At 72.0% G+C, this 14,865-nt stretch carries 17 protein-coding genes; 2 read left to right on the top strand and 15 right to left on the bottom strand.

Annotation, left to right across the window (positions count from 1 at the left end; genetic code table 11):
* Positions 1–45 precede the first annotated feature (45 nt).
* From ABZ016_RS00310 to ABZ016_RS00290, 5 genes are all read right to left on the bottom strand, one after another.
* On the bottom strand, positions 46–633 hold the full coding sequence (locus tag ABZ016_RS00310; RefSeq protein WP_356914274.1) for a winged helix-turn-helix domain-containing protein: 588 nt from the start codon (positions 631–633) through the stop codon (positions 46–48).
* Positions 634–751: 118 nt separating this feature from the next.
* Positions 752–874 (bottom strand): hypothetical protein, encoded by a 123-nt coding sequence (locus tag ABZ016_RS00305; RefSeq protein ID WP_356914273.1) that lies wholly within the window; start codon positions 872–874, stop codon positions 752–754.
* A gap of 133 nt (positions 875–1,007) precedes the next feature.
* Complete coding sequence (gene glnII / locus ABZ016_RS00300) at positions 1,008–2,039, bottom strand: glutamine synthetase (RefSeq protein WP_356914272.1); 1,032 nt, start codon at positions 2,037–2,039, stop codon at positions 1,008–1,010.
* A gap of 359 nt (positions 2,040–2,398) precedes the next feature.
* The gene (locus ABZ016_RS00295; RefSeq protein WP_356914271.1) at positions 2,399–3,085 is read right to left on the bottom strand and encodes a hypothetical protein; all 687 of its coding nucleotides are present in this window, start codon (positions 3,083–3,085) and stop codon (positions 2,399–2,401) included.
* A 112-nt stretch (positions 3,086–3,197) separates the two neighbouring features.
* A complete protein-coding gene (locus tag ABZ016_RS00290; protein ID WP_356914270.1) occupies positions 3,198–3,557 on the bottom strand; it encodes an arsenate reductase family protein in 360 nt (119 codons plus the stop codon).
* 228 nt (positions 3,558–3,785) lie between these two features.
* Between ABZ016_RS00290 and ABZ016_RS00285 the strand changes: the two genes are divergently transcribed.
* The gene (locus ABZ016_RS00285; protein ID WP_356914269.1) at positions 3,786–4,100 is read left to right on the top strand and encodes a hypothetical protein; all 315 of its coding nucleotides are present in this window, start codon (positions 3,786–3,788) and stop codon (positions 4,098–4,100) included.
* A gap of 100 nt (positions 4,101–4,200) precedes the next feature.
* On the opposite strand, the gene ABZ016_RS00280 is transcribed toward ABZ016_RS00285, so the two are convergent.
* Entirely contained in the window at positions 4,201–5,388 is a 1,188-nt protein-coding gene (locus ABZ016_RS00280; protein WP_356914268.1) for a winged helix DNA-binding domain-containing protein, read from the bottom strand.
* Between the two features lie 142 nt (positions 5,389–5,530).
* Positions 5,531–6,157: a TetR-like C-terminal domain-containing protein gene (locus ABZ016_RS00275; RefSeq protein WP_356914267.1), complete on the bottom strand. Its 627-nt coding sequence runs from the start codon at positions 6,155–6,157 to the stop codon at positions 5,531–5,533.
* 68 nt (positions 6,158–6,225) lie between these two features.
* Between ABZ016_RS00275 and ABZ016_RS00270 the strand changes: the two genes are divergently transcribed.
* Positions 6,226–7,560, top strand: coding sequence for an alpha/beta hydrolase (locus tag ABZ016_RS00270; RefSeq protein WP_356914266.1), 1,335 nt, complete (start codon positions 6,226–6,228; stop codon positions 7,558–7,560).
* A 60-nt stretch (positions 7,561–7,620) separates the two neighbouring features.
* On the opposite strand, the gene ABZ016_RS00265 is transcribed toward ABZ016_RS00270, so the two are convergent.
* The 8 genes from ABZ016_RS00265 to ABZ016_RS00230 form a co-directional block, all read right to left on the bottom strand.
* Positions 7,621–9,261, bottom strand: a complete 1,641-nt coding sequence (locus tag ABZ016_RS00265) for an alpha/beta fold hydrolase (RefSeq protein WP_356914265.1) — start codon at positions 9,259–9,261, stop codon at positions 7,621–7,623.
* Positions 9,262–9,301: 40 nt separating this feature from the next.
* A complete protein-coding gene (locus ABZ016_RS00260; protein ID WP_356914264.1) occupies positions 9,302–9,886 on the bottom strand; it encodes a hypothetical protein in 585 nt (194 codons plus the stop codon).
* A 4-nt stretch (positions 9,887–9,890) separates the two neighbouring features.
* Positions 9,891–10,808, bottom strand: a complete 918-nt coding sequence (gene htpX / locus ABZ016_RS00255; RefSeq protein WP_356914263.1) for a zinc metalloprotease HtpX — start codon at positions 10,806–10,808, stop codon at positions 9,891–9,893.
* Positions 10,809–10,907: 99 nt separating this feature from the next.
* Entirely contained in the window at positions 10,908–11,288 is a 381-nt protein-coding gene (locus ABZ016_RS00250) for a signal peptidase I (protein WP_356914262.1), read from the bottom strand.
* 11 nt (positions 11,289–11,299) lie between these two features.
* A complete protein-coding gene (locus ABZ016_RS00245) occupies positions 11,300–12,763 on the bottom strand; it encodes a hypothetical protein (RefSeq protein ID WP_356914261.1) in 1,464 nt (487 codons plus the stop codon).
* A gap of 77 nt (positions 12,764–12,840) precedes the next feature.
* A complete protein-coding gene (locus ABZ016_RS00240) occupies positions 12,841–13,107 on the bottom strand; it encodes a hypothetical protein (protein WP_356914260.1) in 267 nt (88 codons plus the stop codon).
* Positions 13,108–13,134: 27 nt separating this feature from the next.
* Positions 13,135–13,341 (bottom strand): hypothetical protein, encoded by a 207-nt coding sequence (locus tag ABZ016_RS00235; RefSeq protein ID WP_356914259.1) that lies wholly within the window; start codon positions 13,339–13,341, stop codon positions 13,135–13,137.
* Between the two features lie 10 nt (positions 13,342–13,351).
* On the bottom strand, positions 13,352–14,749 hold the full coding sequence (locus tag ABZ016_RS00230; protein ID WP_356914258.1) for a hypothetical protein: 1,398 nt from the start codon (positions 14,747–14,749) through the stop codon (positions 13,352–13,354).
* Positions 14,750–14,865: the final 116 nt, after the last annotated feature.

Raw genomic sequence — 14,865 nt, 5'->3', positions numbered from 1 at the left:
AACCGAATCTGCCGTCAGCAGACGAGACCCCGCCGGCCCCGGGGGTCAGCGTTCCGTCGGCGGTACGTACTTGTAGCCGACGCGGCGGACCGTCCGGATCGTGTCGCGGTGCTCCGCGCCCAGCTTGCGGCGCAGACGGGCGACATGGACGTCGACCGTGCGGCCGTCGCCCACGTGCCCGTAGCCCCACACCGTGCCGACCAGCTGGTCACGGGTGTGCACCCGGCCCGGGTGCGCCACCAGGTGGGCCAGCAGCTCGAACTCCAGGTAGGTGAGGTCGAGCGGACGCCCGGCCACCTGGGCGGTACGCTGCACGGTGTCGACGCGGATCAGCGCGTCGCCGCCCGGCTCGGTGCCGGACGCGGGGCCGACGGCCTCCGGCCGGTCCGGCACGGCCACCGGGAACGGCGGCTGCTGGTCGGCCGGGACGAGCACCAGATAGCCGATCATCGGCGGCTGCCCCGGCAGCGTGGGCAGGGTGTGCTGCGGAGCCGGCAGCCACGTGGCACCCGGCGGCAGCAGGTCCGCGACCGTGACCACCTCGTCCCGGTCGACGGCACGCAACCGGTGCCGGGGACCGTTCGTCGAGGGGGCGTCGAGCGTGGCGGTGGACAGAGAACGAGTGGTCGCCATGAGAGGTCAGCTCTTTCGCGCGAGAGGTTCGTCGGAGAGGTCGACGGCCGCGAGTTCGTGGTCGGGGTCGCCGAGGACGTACGCGGTTCGCGCTGGCCGAAGGCCGGGGTGTACGGCTTTAGAGGGCCGGCGCGTTCGTCGCGCGGCAACACACCCGGTCGAAGTCGTGGTCCTGACGGGACGGCCAGAAGGGCTCGAGGTCGTCACGACCCGTCGCGGTGTGCTTCTGGTAGCTGGCCATGGGCCTATTGAAGCAGAGGAGACCCGGCGCCGGGACCCTCCTCTCACTGCTTGGACACCGGCCGCCCCACCGAGAACGCGAAGAGGCGCCCACCGCGAACGGTGAGCGCCCCCTCGGGAACGTGCGGGACGGATCAGACCTGGCCGGCCTTCTCCAGCGCCGAGCAGCAGGTGTCGACGAGCAGACGCGTCACCACGTACGGGTCGACGTTGGCGTTCGGACGGCGGTCCTCGATGTAGCCCTTGCCGTCCTTCTCGACCTGCCACGGGATGCGGACCGAGGCACCGCGGTTGGAGACGCCGTAGGAGTACTCGTTCCACGGGGCGGTCTCGTGCAGACCGGTCAGGCGGTCGTCGATGCCGGCGCCGTAGTTCTTGACGTGGTCGAGCGGCTTGGAACCCTCACCGAGCGACTCGCACGCGGTGATGATCGCGTCGTAGCCCTCGCGCATCGCCTTCGTGGAGAAGTTGGTGTGCGCGCCGGCGCCGTTCCAGTCGCCCTTGACCGGCTTCGGGTCGAGGGTGGCGGCGACGTCGAAGTCCTCGGCGGTGCGGTAGAGCAGCCAGCGGGCCACCCACAGGTGGTCGGAGACCTCCAGCGGCGAGACCGGGCCGACCTGGAACTCCCACTGACCGGGCATGACCTCGGCGTTGATGCCGGAGATGGCGAGACCTGCCTTCAGGCAGTTGTCCAGGTGCGCCTCGACGACGTCACGGCCGAAGATCTCGTCCGCGCCGACACCGCAGTAGTAGCCGCCCTGGGGGGCCGGGAAGCCGCCCTTGGGGAAGCCGAGCGGGTAGCCGTCCTGGAAGAAGGTGTACTCCTGCTCGATGCCGAAGATCGGCTCCTGAGCGGCGAACCGCTCGGCGACCTCGGCCAGCGCCGCACGGGTGTTGCTGGCGTGCGGGGTGAGGTCGATGTTCAGGACCTCGCACAGCACCAGGATGTCGTCGCCGCCGCGGATCGGGTCCGGGCAGGTGAAGACCGGCTTCAGGACACAGTCCGAGGAGTGCCCCTCGGCCTGGTTCGTGGAGGACCCGTCGAAGCCCCAGATCGGCAGCGCGTCCAGACCGGCGGGCCCGCCCGTGATGATCTTGGTCTTGGAACGGAGCTTGGCCGTCGGCTCGGTGCCGTCGATCCAGATGTACTCAGCCTTGAAGGTCACGGGCCACATCCTTCGGGGTGTGTCTGGGCGCGTATCGCGGGTGCTGGCGGCGCTGCGGCACTGGGACGCCGCGTCTGCTGCCCGGCAGCCTGCCAACAGGCGATTTCCCGGCCATTGCTCGAATGTGAACCCCGTGTTACCTGGTGGCACCGTGCCCCACGTCACCCCGTGCGGGCCTCCGGCAGCCCCCGGGCGCCGGTCACCGGCTCCCCTCCGTCAAGCCGGTGACCGGCGCCGGGCGTTCCGGACGACGCGCCGGTCCCGCTGCTCCCGGCCGGGAGCAGCAGGACCGGTGACACGTACGAGGGGCGGCCGAGGGGATGGGCCGCCGCCTCAGTGACTCAGTCGCCCGTACGGCCTCACCCCACCTTCTCGATCACGGCCCGGCGGATCAGGAACTTGCCGGCCTCACGGACCTGTTCGAAGGCCGCGTTGTTGAGCAGCACACAGCTGCCGGAGACCGAAGTGACCTCCACCGTCGTGGACTTGTTGTTGTCCAGGTTGGTGACCTTCAGCTTCGTGCCGGCCGGGAACTGGTTGCTGGACGCGGCAGGCGCACCGCCCTCGCCGGAGAGCGTGACGGTGGAGCCGTTGCACACCTGCTGACCGGAGGCCGCAGCGCCCCCACCGGCGTTTTCCGCCGGCGCGGACTCCGCGGGTTCCGAAGCCTGGGCGCCGCCGGCCTGCTCACCGTTCTGCGCGGGCTGCGACGGCTGCGCGGTCTGGGAGTCCTGAGCCGACTCCCCAACCGTGCACCCCGACGCCTCCTGCTTGCGTTTGATCTCCTCGATGACCGCCTCGCGGTTGGCGATCCTGGCCTCCGACTGCGCGTCGGGATCGGCCTTCTGGTCGGCGATGAACTTCTCGTTGTTGCCGAGGGCGGTGGCGAGTCCCAGACAGGCCGTCGACTCCGCGGCCGCCTTGGGAGTCGGCGGCGTGGCGTTCGACGTGCTCGCCATGACGAAGGCTCCGCCGCCCGCCACGGTCATCGCGCTCACCAGCAGCGCGATCTTCTTCTTCGGGCCGAGTGTTCTCCTACGCGACATGCGCGCCTCCTGAAGAGGTAGGGGAGCGTACGTCGCTATGTACGAGATACCGAACGAAGTTACTCAGCGGTTCCGGGAGTCACTGAAGTGACCTGCGTCACGGTGGGGGTCGTCAGCGGGAGAGAGCGTCCCGTACGGCCTCGTCGGTGCGTCCGACCACCGCCGTGCCGTCGTCCGCCGTGATGATCGGCCGCTGGATCAGCTTGGGGTGCCCGGCCAGCGCCCTGATCCACTGGTCCCGCGCGCTCGCGTCCCTGGCCCAGTCCTTGACGCCGAGCTCCTTGGCGGCGTCCTCCTGGGTGCGGGTGATGTCCCAGGGCTCGAGGCCGAGGCGGTCCAGCACCTGCCGGATCTCGTCCTCGCTCGGTACGTCCTCCAGGTAGCGGCGGACGGTGTAGTCGGCGCCCTCGGCGTCGAGCAACTGCACGGCACTGCGGCACTTGGAACAGGCCGGGTTGATCCAGATCTCCATGGGGCTCACAGTACGCGCCATCGACTCTGTTCGATTTTCCGCCGACCCACCCGCCCCTTCCGGACCTGCCGTGACGCGGCGCCAATTTCCTTCCCCACCAGGGCATTTGCCGGACCCTGCGGACTCCCTGATGTCAGTGCCCGGCGGTAAACTGTAAGCAGTGTTCGAGGGTGGCGCCGGGGACGCCGAAGTCTCCGTGGGCCACCCGACCGCGACAGGAGGATGCCTGTGCCCGCTGCCGCTCTGCAGTCCAAGCCGTTGCCCACCCAGTCCACCGCGAAGCGCCCTGTCCTGCTCGACCTGCCGTACGCGCCCGTGGCGAAGCGGCCGCTGCCGCCGGGCCGGCCGCGCGAGTGGTACGTCACGCACAACCGTCGCCTCAAGGCGATGCGCCTCGCCATCGCCCTGCTCGACTCCGGCGTCTACATGCCGAACCAGGCCCGCAACGAGACGATCCGTGACGCGGCGGATCTGATCGGCGTCCACCCCCCGTCCGACACCACCTGCCACATGGTGCGGGCGCTGATGCGTTACGCGCGCTGACCCCACCCGATCCGGAGCGCCGGGTGCCCTGTTCCGCGGGGCGCCCGGCGCCTTTTTTCGGCGGGGGGTGTGTGTACCGGCCGGCTGCCGCGAAGCCCGCCTACCCCGCGGCCAGTTCCTTCTCCAGGGGCGTGCGGAAGCGCGGGGTGACCCTGGTCGTGCCGAGCCACCCGGTCAGGCGTTCCGCCTCCCGCTCGATCGCCGCGCGGGCGTCACGGTCCACGCCCTCTTCGTCGAGGACGCGCCAGGCGATCTCCCCGCCGGGCCGCTGGGCCCAGCCGCCGACCACGCGGCCGTTCCACCACACCGTCGGCCCGACGTTCCCGCTGCCGTCGAACAGCAGGTGCCGCAGCTCCGGCGCGAGATACCAGTCGCGCTGCCGCCACCCCATCGCCGTCGGGTCGAGACCGGGCAGGAGCGCCGCCCACGGCTCGTCGGGCGCGGCCGGCGGATCGACGTCGCCGTCGCACACGTACCCCGTCCCCTCGTCCAGCCCCACCGGCTCCGCCCCGATCGCGGCCAGCGCCGCACGGACCTCCGTCACCCGCCAGCCCGTCCACCACTTCAGGTCGGCCTCGGTGGCCGGACCGCACGCGGCGAGCCACCGCCCCAACAGCTCAGCCTGTGCCTGCGCGGTGTCCAGTTCGGGATGTTCGGGTGCGACGGCCCAGCGGAACTGGCTGGACGTCCAGGAGCCGAGGGGCCGGCCGCGTACGACCTTCCCTTCGACGCCCAGCACCCTCAACAGCCGGGTCGAGACCGTGTGCACCCCCTCGTAGCGCTTCCCGGCCGCGTACACGAACTGCTCCCGCAGGCGCGGCTCGTCCTGGGCGAGCTCGGCGGCCGTCGCCTGTCCGCGCCGGGCGAGCGCAGCCAGGGCCGACTCCTCGACCTCCTTCAGCCAGGCCGCGTCCGGCGCCCCGGCCGTCGCCATGTCCTTGAGCAGCGCGGCCCGCTCCCGGGCGGCGACCGCCAGACCGGTCGAGGCGTGCACGACGGCCGTCAGGGCCGTGGGGAACACGAACACCGTGTGCCGCATGCCGTGCATCCGCACCAGGGAACGGTCCTCGTACAGCGCGCGCCCCGTCTCCGCCACCGTGTCCGCCGGGTCCGCCAGCCGCGCGCCCACGGCCAGATACACCGTCGCCGGGTCCGTACCGTGCAGGGCGACCAGCGAACCGGCGACCTCCTCCGGCGTCGCCGCCCGCGCCGCCCCCACCAGCCGCTGCCGCAGCGCGAGACGGGCCCGCCGCTCCGCCACCCCGATGAACCGCCGCGCCCCGCCCATACCGGCCTCCGATCGCCGCGTTCGTCCGACCCGCACATCGGCGCCCCTGTGCGGCAACCACCCTCGACCGCCGAGGGGCCGTGCTCCTTGAGCGCCCGTGCCCGCGCGGACGGAGTGGCTGCGCCGAGGCGTGCGGCCCAGGCTATCGCCGCGCCTGGGAGAGGTCGGTGCCCAAAAGGGTGGGGAACACCGCGGGGGTCGCCCAGCCCCGCAGCGTCGCGTGGATCGTCGACCGGAACGTGTCCTCCGCCGTGGCGGCGTCGAGGGCTCCGGCCAGTTCCAGGGTCACCAGCCCGTGCAGGGTCACCCACACCGAGAGGGCGATGGACCTCGTTTCGCCGGCGAGGACGGACTCGGCCAGGCCGCGGTCGATCGCCTCGAGGAGCGGCCGGATCGGGTCACTGGTGCCGACCGCGCCCGACGGGTCGAAGGACTGCACGCCACCGAACAGCACCGTGTAGAGGTGGTTGTGCTCGCGCCCCCAGCGACGGTATGCGGCGGCCAGTGCGTAGAGGTCGGCGAGGGGGTCCTCGGAGGCCGGCACGGCCGACACGTCCCGGAACAGACCGGCGACCGCTCTGTTGCGCACCTCGCCGATCAGCCCGTCCTTGCCCCCGCACAAGGAGTACACCGCCGTGGTCGACGTCCCGGCGGCAGCGGCCAGGGCGCGGACGGTGACCGACTCCCGCGGGCGGGTGGCGAGCATCTCGGTCGCACACTCCACGAGCCGCTCTTTGACGCTCTCGTCGTTCGTCTTCGGCCTACCCACGGCACACAGCCTACCTTCTTTGATAACGTCGTTTTGAAACGCCGTTCTGAAACGCGCTGGAGACTCTCATGCCGAAGTCCGCCTTACGTCCTGTCCGCATGGCGTGCCGCCTCGTGCTGGCCCTCGCGGCCGTCACGGGGCTGGTCGCCCTCTTCCTGACGCTCATCGTCCTCACGGACGGGGCGGGTTCGGGGCTCCCCGCATGGCTGGCAACCCTGGGAACCGCGACCGCTGCCGCGCTGTGGTGGGGCCGGCGCCGGACTCGTCCGGGACGGCTCGTGCCGTTCCTGCCGGTGCTCCTCGCTGCCGCTCTGACGGCATCGGTCTGCATACCGACCGAGCCCACGGCACGGCGGTACCCGCCCGACCTGCCCTTCGTGGCCACACAGCACTGGAACCTGGCCACGGGCAGCCGGGTAGCCGTGTACCACTACCCACCCGCGAACACCGGCACCCCGCACCCCGTTCCGCTCGTGTACCTCCACGGCGGACCGGTTCGCGGCATCTCGCTCCCCGACCACCGGTTCCTGCGGCTCCTGGCGCGCCGGGGCTACGACGTCTACGCCTACGAGCAGGCCGGCGGGGGACGCAGCGACCTGCTTCCCATGGGCCAGTACACGATCTCCCGGTCGGTCCGCGACCTCGCCGCCTTCGTCGATCGCCTGGGCAAGGGCAAGGCCGACATCCTCGGGTTCTCAGCGGGCGCGGTCGTACTCACCCGGGCCCTGGCCGACCCGCGCGTCTCCACGCGCCTGCACCGGGCGATCATCGCCGAGCCCGGCCCGATGGACGGCCCCACCGCACGCGTCACCGGACACAAGGGACGGCCCTCCGCGCGCGGCCTCGCGCCGGACGTGACCGGGCCGCGGTCGACCCATGTCCCCCGGTACGCCGTCGCGTTCGGCCTCATGCGGCTCGGGCTCCTCACCCCCGACACGGGGCTGATCGGACAGGCCGAAGGCGCCAACGCCTTCACCGCCGCCGATCTCGGCAGCGACACGGCATCGAGCTACTGCGCGCGGGACGCGCACCGCATCCCCGTCGAGGACACGGCGCGAAACTTCTCCTTCAGTGCCGCCGCCAGCCTCCGCATCCAGCAGACGATCAAGGACTCTCCCTCCCTCGCCCCGCGGCTGAGGCTCTCCCGGACCCCCGCGATGCTGATGATCGCGGAGTGCTCGTCCCAGATCCGCCAATGGGCGACGGCCGCCCTCGCCCACGATCCCGCCATCCGGCGCACGCAGTACATGCCCGGCGTGGGACACCACATGTGGAACGGCCTCGACGACAACAACCGCCGAGCCGCCGCGGTCGTCACCGCATTCCTCCAGGACGAGCCGGCACCCCTGCCGAACTACCCGACCCGCCGTGACATCCCTGGCTTCCTCCGCGACCACAAGTGACGACGCCCCGCGGCCCGCTCCGTCGCCGCCGCCCGACCGCCGTCCGCCCCCAGCCGTCGCTCAGGCGTACCGCTCCAGCAGCTCCGCCACATACGCCTCCAGCCGCCCGGCCAGCACCTCGGGCGTCAGATCGGTGCGGCCCAGCTCCCGCCAGGGGCCCGCCAGTTTCGCCGCGTCGGGGACGTAGGCCAGCGTGTCGAGCAGCCGCCAGTACAGATGGTCCGGCCCGTCGGAGAGCGGGCGCCCGCCGTGCGCCTCGTAGCGCTCCCGGAAACGGAGGCCGTGCTCCGGCCCGTGCAGCAGTGCGAGTCCCGTCGAGCAGTGGGCGACGTCCAGATCGGCGGGTCCCCACGAGGTCTCCACCCAGTCGACGACACCGCTGATCAGCAGACCGTCCCCCGAGCCCGTGAACAGCACGTTCCCGGGGTGGAAGTCCCGGTGCAGGAAGCAGCCCTCGTACGCCGGCGGATCCCGGCGGATCACGTCCACCGCCCGCTCCCACATCGCCCCCTCCGGGGCGCGCACCCGCTCGGGAGAGGTCCACGCCTGGTAGGCACGGGGCCGCACCCCGGGAACCACCCGATGGATCCGGGCCAACTGGGCCGCCAGCAGGTCCACCCGGCGGTCCAGGTCCTCCTCGTCGACCCGGACCCGCCCCGGCAGCAGGGACATCAGCAGGGACGGGTGGTCGCAGTGCTCGGCGGTCGCGTCCACACCGACCAGCCCGGGAGCCGGCACACCGTCCTCCCCGGCCAGCAGGGTGAACATCTCCGCCTCGCGGGCCAGCAGCCCGGGTGCGTGCCGCCGGAAGAAGGGCTTCACGAAGGTCCGCAGGGCGAGAGCGGTGCCGTCGTCCAGGGTGAGCCGCCGCATCTGGGCGCTCCAACCACCCGACAGGAACGTCGACTTGTCGACGGTACGCCCCTCCGGGAGCTGCTTGGCCACCCACGCGCGGGTCGCCGTCCAGCCCCGCTCGCCGAGCCCGGTCAGTACCGCGCCGACGAACTCCCGTCCGTCCTCGGGATGGTCGCGGAACCACAGACCCAGCCGGTGCTCCGCCTCGGGAAGCTCCCAGTGGGTGAACTGTGCACGCCGGGCCAGCGCCTCCGAGACGGCCTCCGTCACGGCGGGCGGGATGACCTCGTCCGTGCCCGGCACCGCGAGCACGGCCCGCCCCTCGTACGCCCGCAGTACGTCGAGCGCGGGCGACCCCCGCCAGCTGCCCGGCCGCCGGATGATCTCGCTGAACCGCCCGTCGCCCGCGCCGAACGGCACCTCCCAGGCCTCCGCCGCGTACACCGCGGGCGCACACAGGCCCAGCGCCTCGACCCGCTCCCCGTAGTGCCGTACGAGGTCGGCCACCGTCTGGCCGCTCATGCTGAACCCGACCAGGACCAGCGGCTCGTCCCCGCGCGCGTGCGCGTCGATGACGGAGACGGCCTGTTCGAAACGGCGGCGCAGGCTCAGCTCGCGCAGCCGGCCGGTGCTCTCGCCGTGCCCGGAGAAGTCGAAGGCGAGGGCGCGGCAACCATGCGCGGCGAACTCCGAGAGCAGCGGCACCAGCCGTTCCTTGCTGCCGCTGCCCGCGCCGTGCAGCAGGACGGCGGTCGCTCTCGCCGGCTCACCGGCAGGAGCGCCGCCGTACCACCCGCTGAGGCGTTCTCCGTCGACGGCATGCGTGAAGGGGATCAGCTCGCTCATACGGCCATTCACTCACGCGGGGCGGCACCCTGAACCGTGATCACAGGCCCGGGGCTCCCCAGACCGGGAACCAGCGGCTCAGGTCCTGCTCGATGCGCAGATCGTCACCGAGCACGGCCCGCACCTGCAGTTCCAGCGCGTTGTCGCGCCGCTGCGCCCTGCCCGGCAGGGGCGCGAACGCGTAGAACGTGCCGCGCTTGTAGAGGTAGACCAGCGCGAGCCGCCGGCCCGACCGGTCCCGGAACCCGGCCAGGGAGCACAGCAGTTGGGGACCGAACCCGTTGACCTCCATCTGACTGTTGACGGCGTGCAGGTCGTTCACGAGCTCGGGAAGCCGGCCGGGGGCGCGGTGCGAGACCAGCCAGGAGTAGCCGTAGTCGTCCTGCCGGAGCTCCACCGGCGGGCCGTCGCGGTCGGTGTCCGCGTCCAGCAGCGCCTGCACCTCGCGGTGGGTCTGCTCGAAGGCCGCACCCTCGACCGTGGCGAAGCAGACCGCGCCCTGACCGGTCGGGGTGAAGCCCGCGGCGGCCTCCAGCGTCACGGCCGCCGACGGAAGGGCGAAGAGCCGGTCGAGATCCGGCGCGACCGGCTTCGTCCTGCCGAGCAGAATGTCCAGCAGCCCCATTCGCTCACACCCCTCCGGGTGTCGCCGCCTCGCCCAGCTCGGCGGAGATCCGGCCCAGCTGGTCGAGCCGCTGCTCCAGGCTCGGGTGGGTCGAGAAGAGCCGCACGACACCGGGCTCGCTGCCCAGCGCCGGAGTGAAGTAGAAGGCGTTGAAGGCCTGCGCGGTGCGCAGGTCGTCCGTGGGGATGCGGGCGATGTCCCCCGACACCTTGGTCAGCGCGGAGGCCAGTGCCGAGGGCCGGCCGGTGAGCAGCGCCGCCGCCCGGTCCGCCGCCAGCTCCCGGTACCGGGACAGGGCCCGGATCAGCAGAAAGCTGATCGCGTACACGGCCGCCGACACACCCATCACGACGGCGAAGACGGCAGCCGCGTTCTGATCCCTCCTGGCCCCGCCGAACACCTGGGAGTAGAAGGCGAACCGCACGATCAGCCCCGCGATCACGCCCAGGAACGACGCGACCGTGATCACGGCGACGTCCTTGTGCGCCACGTGTGACAGCTCGTGCGCGAGCACGCCCTCCAGCTCGGCGGGCTCCAGCCGCCGGAGCAGCCCGGTCGTCACACAGACCACGGCATGATCGGGATTTCGCCCGGTCGCGAACGCGTTCGGCATGTCCATAGCGGACACGGCGACCACCGGCTTGGGCATGTCGGCGATGGCACACAGCCGGTCGATCACGCTGTGCAGCTCGGGATACTCCTCCCGCTCCACGACCCGCCCGCGCATCGCGAACAGCGCCACGCGGTCCGAGAACCAGTACTGAGCGCCCAGCAGCCCCGCCGCGACCACCACGACCAGCACCCACGACTTCAGCACCACGATCAGCGCGGCGACGAAGCCCACGTACAACAACCCGAGCAGAAACAGCGTGATCCCCATCCGGGTGGTCAATCGCCGGTCGCTCCGGAAGCGGCTCTGCATCTGCATCACCCCGCAGTCAGGCACTCGTCCCACTGCCAGTGTGCACCCGCCGCCACCCATGAACGGGTCGCGCTCGCCCCCAGGACGAGCAAAGGAGCGCTACGGCGTGACCGGCTCCCCGCCCACCGCGTATCCGGGCACGGACGGCCATCGAACGGTCAGCACCACCGACTCCTCCTCCGCGAACCAGGAGTGATCGACTCCACGCCCCCACACGACGTAGTCCCCCTGCCGCTCCAGCAGCACACTGCGCCCGGGCAGCTCCACCCGGAACCGCCCACTGATCAGCACCAGCAGCGCGGTCCGCCCCTCCCCCCGCACCCACGCGGCACGCTCATCCCCCCGGGGATGAACCCCCCACTTGACCTCGACATCCTCACTGCGCCGCGGATCCCCGACGCCCTTGAAGTGCCCGAGTATCCATCCCCGGTCCAACGCGGCATCCGCACCGGCGTTGCCCACGTACACACTGTCGCTCACGGGGCCGGACGCTAGCAGCCGCTCTCGAGCAGTCGCCGGGCCCGTTCCAGCAGCTGACCGCCCTCGGCGTCGGCACGCACCGCCGCCGGGTACCAGGCCCCCGCCGACTGCGCCGCCCGAGTACGCAGTTTCCCGTCGGTGTCGCCCAACAGCCCGACCGCGGCCCGCAGCCGCACGATCCCACCCTGTGCCTCCAGCAGCCGGAACGCGGCGATACGCACGTGCCGGGGCGATTCCCGCGCGAGGCGCCGCGTCAGGTACGCCTCGGGCAACAGGGCCGCGGAGGGCAGCAGAGCGGCAGTGGTCTCCCGTACGACGGCGGGTGCGGGGTCGTCGAGCAGGGGTCGCAGCCGCTCCACGTCGGTCACCTCCAGCGTGCGCAACCCGGCTACCGCCCGGGCCCGCACCGACGGCGCAGGGTGCGTGAGCAGCGGGTACAGCAGCTCGGCGTCCGCGCGCTCCCCGCACTCCGCCAGTCCGATCGCCGCACCGGGAGGCAGGGCCGGGTCGCTCGCGTCGGCGCACAGGTCCCGGTAAAGGGGGAGCGGCTCCGCCCCGGACTGCCGTACGACATACCGTGCACAAGCCCGCACCAGGGCCGACCGGTCGCCCAGGAACTCCGGGGCCCGTTCGGTCCGGCCGGCCCGCCGCAGAGCGGTGACGCCGGCGGAACGGGCACGCGGGTTACGGGCCGCGAGCAGCGGTTCGAGCACGTCGTCGTGGTCGCAGTCCTCCCGCACTGCGGCCAGTGCGGCCTCGGCACACAGGGTCTGGACGACGACGTCGTCGTCCCAGGCGGCCGTGCGAGCCAGTCGCCCTGGGGACAGCAGGCCCTCCTCGCAGGCAAGCCGGTACGCGAACCGCCGCACTCCGCGGTCGGGGTGGACGAACAGGGAGGCGAGCCGCCCACGCGGCGATGCCTGGCGGAGCACTTCGGCGAGCAGCTCGACGCCGTACGCGCCCCGGTCGCGGCGGCCGATCCGCAGGACCAGGGGCGCGAGGGAGACGGCGGTCTCCACGTCGAGCCGTGTCCGCAGCAGTTCCCGTGCCCTGTCGCGCACCGGGGCGGCCCAGTCGGCGGCGCGTATGACGATCAGGGGCAAGAGAGCCGGATATTCCGCGGCCCGGGCGAGGGCCGCCTCGCGGGTCCGGCCGTCCGGGTGGCAGAGGGCGAGCGCGAGTCGCGGCTCGAGCGCCACCTCGGTGTCGCCGGGCTCGGCGCCGGGCTCGGGCCGCCGCCGGGCGAGCCGGAGGAGACCGCGGCCTGCGGTGCCCGTCGACTCCGGGGCGTGGCCCCGGGCGTCGACCCAGGCCGTGTCCGGCAGTTCCCCGGGCCGGTACCACGCCCAGGTCCTCACACCGATGTCCAAGGCGGTCCACGCACCCGGATCTGCCATGTCCAGAACTTCGTCGAGCAGCACTCCGCGAGCCAGCCGTGCCGCAGCCGCTTCACCGCTCAGGAGATCCTCGTCCATCCCCGCCCCCGCTTGACCTGCCGTTTCGGGGATAGTAGGGCGAACAGCCGCGGCCGGTCGCGCGATTATCCGGCCCCCTAGTACGGCGCCCGGAAGTTGATGTACCCGAGGAGCAGGATCACCGCCGCGACGCTGCCGAGGACGATGGCCGTGGAGATTAAGGACGACCGGGAGCGGCGGCCGGAGGATCTGTGGTCGGGGTCAGGCCGGAAGGGGACGGGCCCGGGCGGATTGTGCTTCCAGCGGGCGGCGAGCATACGGGCCCGTGCCGAGGGCTCCTTGTGTTCGGCCCGGTCCGCCCATCTGAGGTCGAACTCGCGCTGGTTGTCGTCCTGCTCAGGCATCCCCGTTACCTCTCTCGAACAACAGTGTCAGGGACAATCCTCCCCCGACGACTGGCCGTCTGTGAAGCCGGATTCATCGGACGTACCGCTACCGCCGCTGAGCTCCCGGCGCACCTCACGCCAGGCCCGGATGATCTGTGGCAACCGCCCCAGCACTTCGCTGACCTGCGACAACAGCAGTGTCACGCAGCCGCACGCGGCGAGGATCGCCAGGGTGACGTCGTCCCATTCCATGGAGCGCCCCTCAGCCGAACAGAGAACGGGCGGCGATCCAGTCCAGCGCGGCCGTGCCCAGCCGGTCGGGCGCTTCGAGCAGGGCGGCCTCCACAGCAGCGAGGTCGCCGAGCGCATCAGGGGCGTCGGACCGGTCCAGTGCGGTGAGCCGCTCCATCGCCGAGGCGACGGCCGCGGGCCAACCCGGCATGCCGAAGTGGCCCGGGTCCCTGAACACGGCCGGCGCGGCTCTGTGCAGCAACGCCGCCCGCCACCCCTGTTCGCGCATGACCTTCGCGGTGAACCAGACCCGGTCGTCGACGTGCCGTGAGAACTCTGCCGTCGGCTCACCACTCGCCCGCAGCGTGAAGCGCGACCCGCCCGCCCACGGCAGGTCCACGTCCGCGGCGACAGCCTGGAAGGCGAGCAGTGCCTCGGGGCCGTTCTCCCGCGCCGCGACGAGCGCGGCCCGGGCCCTGCGGTAGAGATCGACGCTCTGCGCGAAGACCTCCCCGTCGCTCGGCCCGCCGGCGGCGACGTGGATCTCGTCCAGCGGGCCGTTCCGCCATGCATCGGCCACGAGACCGACCGCTGCGACGCTGACGAGCGTCTCCGTGTCGTCCGGGTCGATACCGAAGTGCGCCAGCACGCCGAGGAGTTCGCTCATGTCGAGGGCCTGCCGCTCGGGCGTCGCGGAGGGCGCCTGTTCCCCGTCGTACGCATGGGCGGGGGCTGCGCGCTCCACTACGACTCCATACTCGGCCAAATCCTCGAACACGGCGTCCGGACCGCAGTCGATGTGCTCGGTGTCGTGCCGCCCCGAGCAGTCCTCCGGGCACTCCAACTCCGCGCACACCTCCGGCTCCTCCGGCGCGGCCTGGTTGATCACGTGGTAGGCCAGCCGGTCCGCCACCGTCTCCCTCGCCGAGGTCATCTCCAGAAGCAGCCGGAACTCGGCTTCCCGCAGTGCGCTGTCCGCATCAATGGCGGCCGGCGGCTCGGGCTTGTCGTCCGTCGCCCAGGCGTGTGCCGACTCCAGCGACACCAGAAGCCAGGCGATCCGCAGCGGCTCGATGTCCTCGTCCCCGGCGAGCCGGGCCACGGCTTCAGCGGCCTCGCGTACGCGCTCGACGCCGGCCACGTACCGTTCCCGCGTCCGTGCCCAGGCGACCGCCTCCGCCTGCGCCCGCTCGGCGTCCTGCACGCGTGCCGCGTCTCGCGTCCGCCGCGCTCGCGCCACCAGACGGGTCAGACAGGGCCGGCAGCCGTACGGCCCGGACGTCATCCCCGGGCCCAGCGGCACGGGCGCGAGTTCCTTGCCGAACAGCCCGGCACACAGGCAGCATGCCAGGCCACCCACCTGCCGGGAGGTGGGCACGGCCGGCAGCGCGGTGCGAATGGTGGCATGGGCGTAGGAGGGGATGTGCATGGTCGGCAGCTCCTCGGACGAAGGCGCCGACCCCCATCGGCGCTGCCTTACATGGTGCTCGGCCCGATCCCTCGTTTGACAGTCACAGCTCTAATTGGCAAAAACTGACATGCCAT

The organism is Streptomyces sp. NPDC006372, assembly GCF_040612515.1.
Lineage (GTDB): Bacteria > Actinomycetota > Actinomycetes > Streptomycetales > Streptomycetaceae > Streptomyces.
The sequence above is the reverse complement of the archived record's forward strand: the minus strand, read 5'-3'. Positions and strand labels throughout refer to the sequence as shown.

Excerpts from the sequence above, each read along its gene's own strand:
- ABZ016_RS00270 (WP_356914266.1), top strand. The coding sequence starts at position 6,226 with ATGCCGAAGTCCGCCTTACGTCCTGTCCGCATGGCGTGCCGCCTCGTG.
- ABZ016_RS00260 (WP_356914264.1), bottom strand. The coding sequence starts at position 9,886 with ATGGGGCTGCTGGACATTCTGCTCGGCAGGACGAAGCCGGTCGCGCCG.
- ABZ016_RS00230 (WP_356914258.1), bottom strand. The coding sequence starts at position 14,749 with ATGCACATCCCCTCCTACGCCCATGCCACCATTCGCACCGCGCTGCCG.
- htpX (WP_356914263.1), bottom strand. The coding sequence starts at position 10,808 with ATGCAGAGCCGCTTCCGGAGCGACCGGCGATTGACCACCCGGATGGGG.
- ABZ016_RS00310 (WP_356914274.1), bottom strand. The coding sequence starts at position 633 with ATGGCGACCACTCGTTCTCTGTCCACCGCCACGCTCGACGCCCCCTCG.
- ABZ016_RS00235 (WP_356914259.1), bottom strand. The coding sequence starts at position 13,341 with ATGGAATGGGACGACGTCACCCTGGCGATCCTCGCCGCGTGCGGCTGC.
- ABZ016_RS00240 (WP_356914260.1), bottom strand. The coding sequence starts at position 13,107 with ATGCCTGAGCAGGACGACAACCAGCGCGAGTTCGACCTCAGATGGGCG.
- ABZ016_RS00290 (WP_356914270.1), bottom strand. The coding sequence starts at position 3,557 with ATGGAGATCTGGATCAACCCGGCCTGTTCCAAGTGCCGCAGTGCCGTG.
- ABZ016_RS00245 (WP_356914261.1), bottom strand. The coding sequence starts at position 12,763 with ATGGACGAGGATCTCCTGAGCGGTGAAGCGGCTGCGGCACGGCTGGCT.
- ABZ016_RS00280 (WP_356914268.1), bottom strand. The coding sequence starts at position 5,388 with ATGGGCGGGGCGCGGCGGTTCATCGGGGTGGCGGAGCGGCGGGCCCGT.
- ABZ016_RS00265 (WP_356914265.1), bottom strand. The coding sequence starts at position 9,261 with ATGAGCGAGCTGATCCCCTTCACGCATGCCGTCGACGGAGAACGCCTC.
- ABZ016_RS00295 (WP_356914271.1), bottom strand. The coding sequence starts at position 3,085 with ATGTCGCGTAGGAGAACACTCGGCCCGAAGAAGAAGATCGCGCTGCTG.
- ABZ016_RS00305 (WP_356914273.1), bottom strand. The coding sequence starts at position 874 with ATGGCCAGCTACCAGAAGCACACCGCGACGGGTCGTGACGACCTCGAG.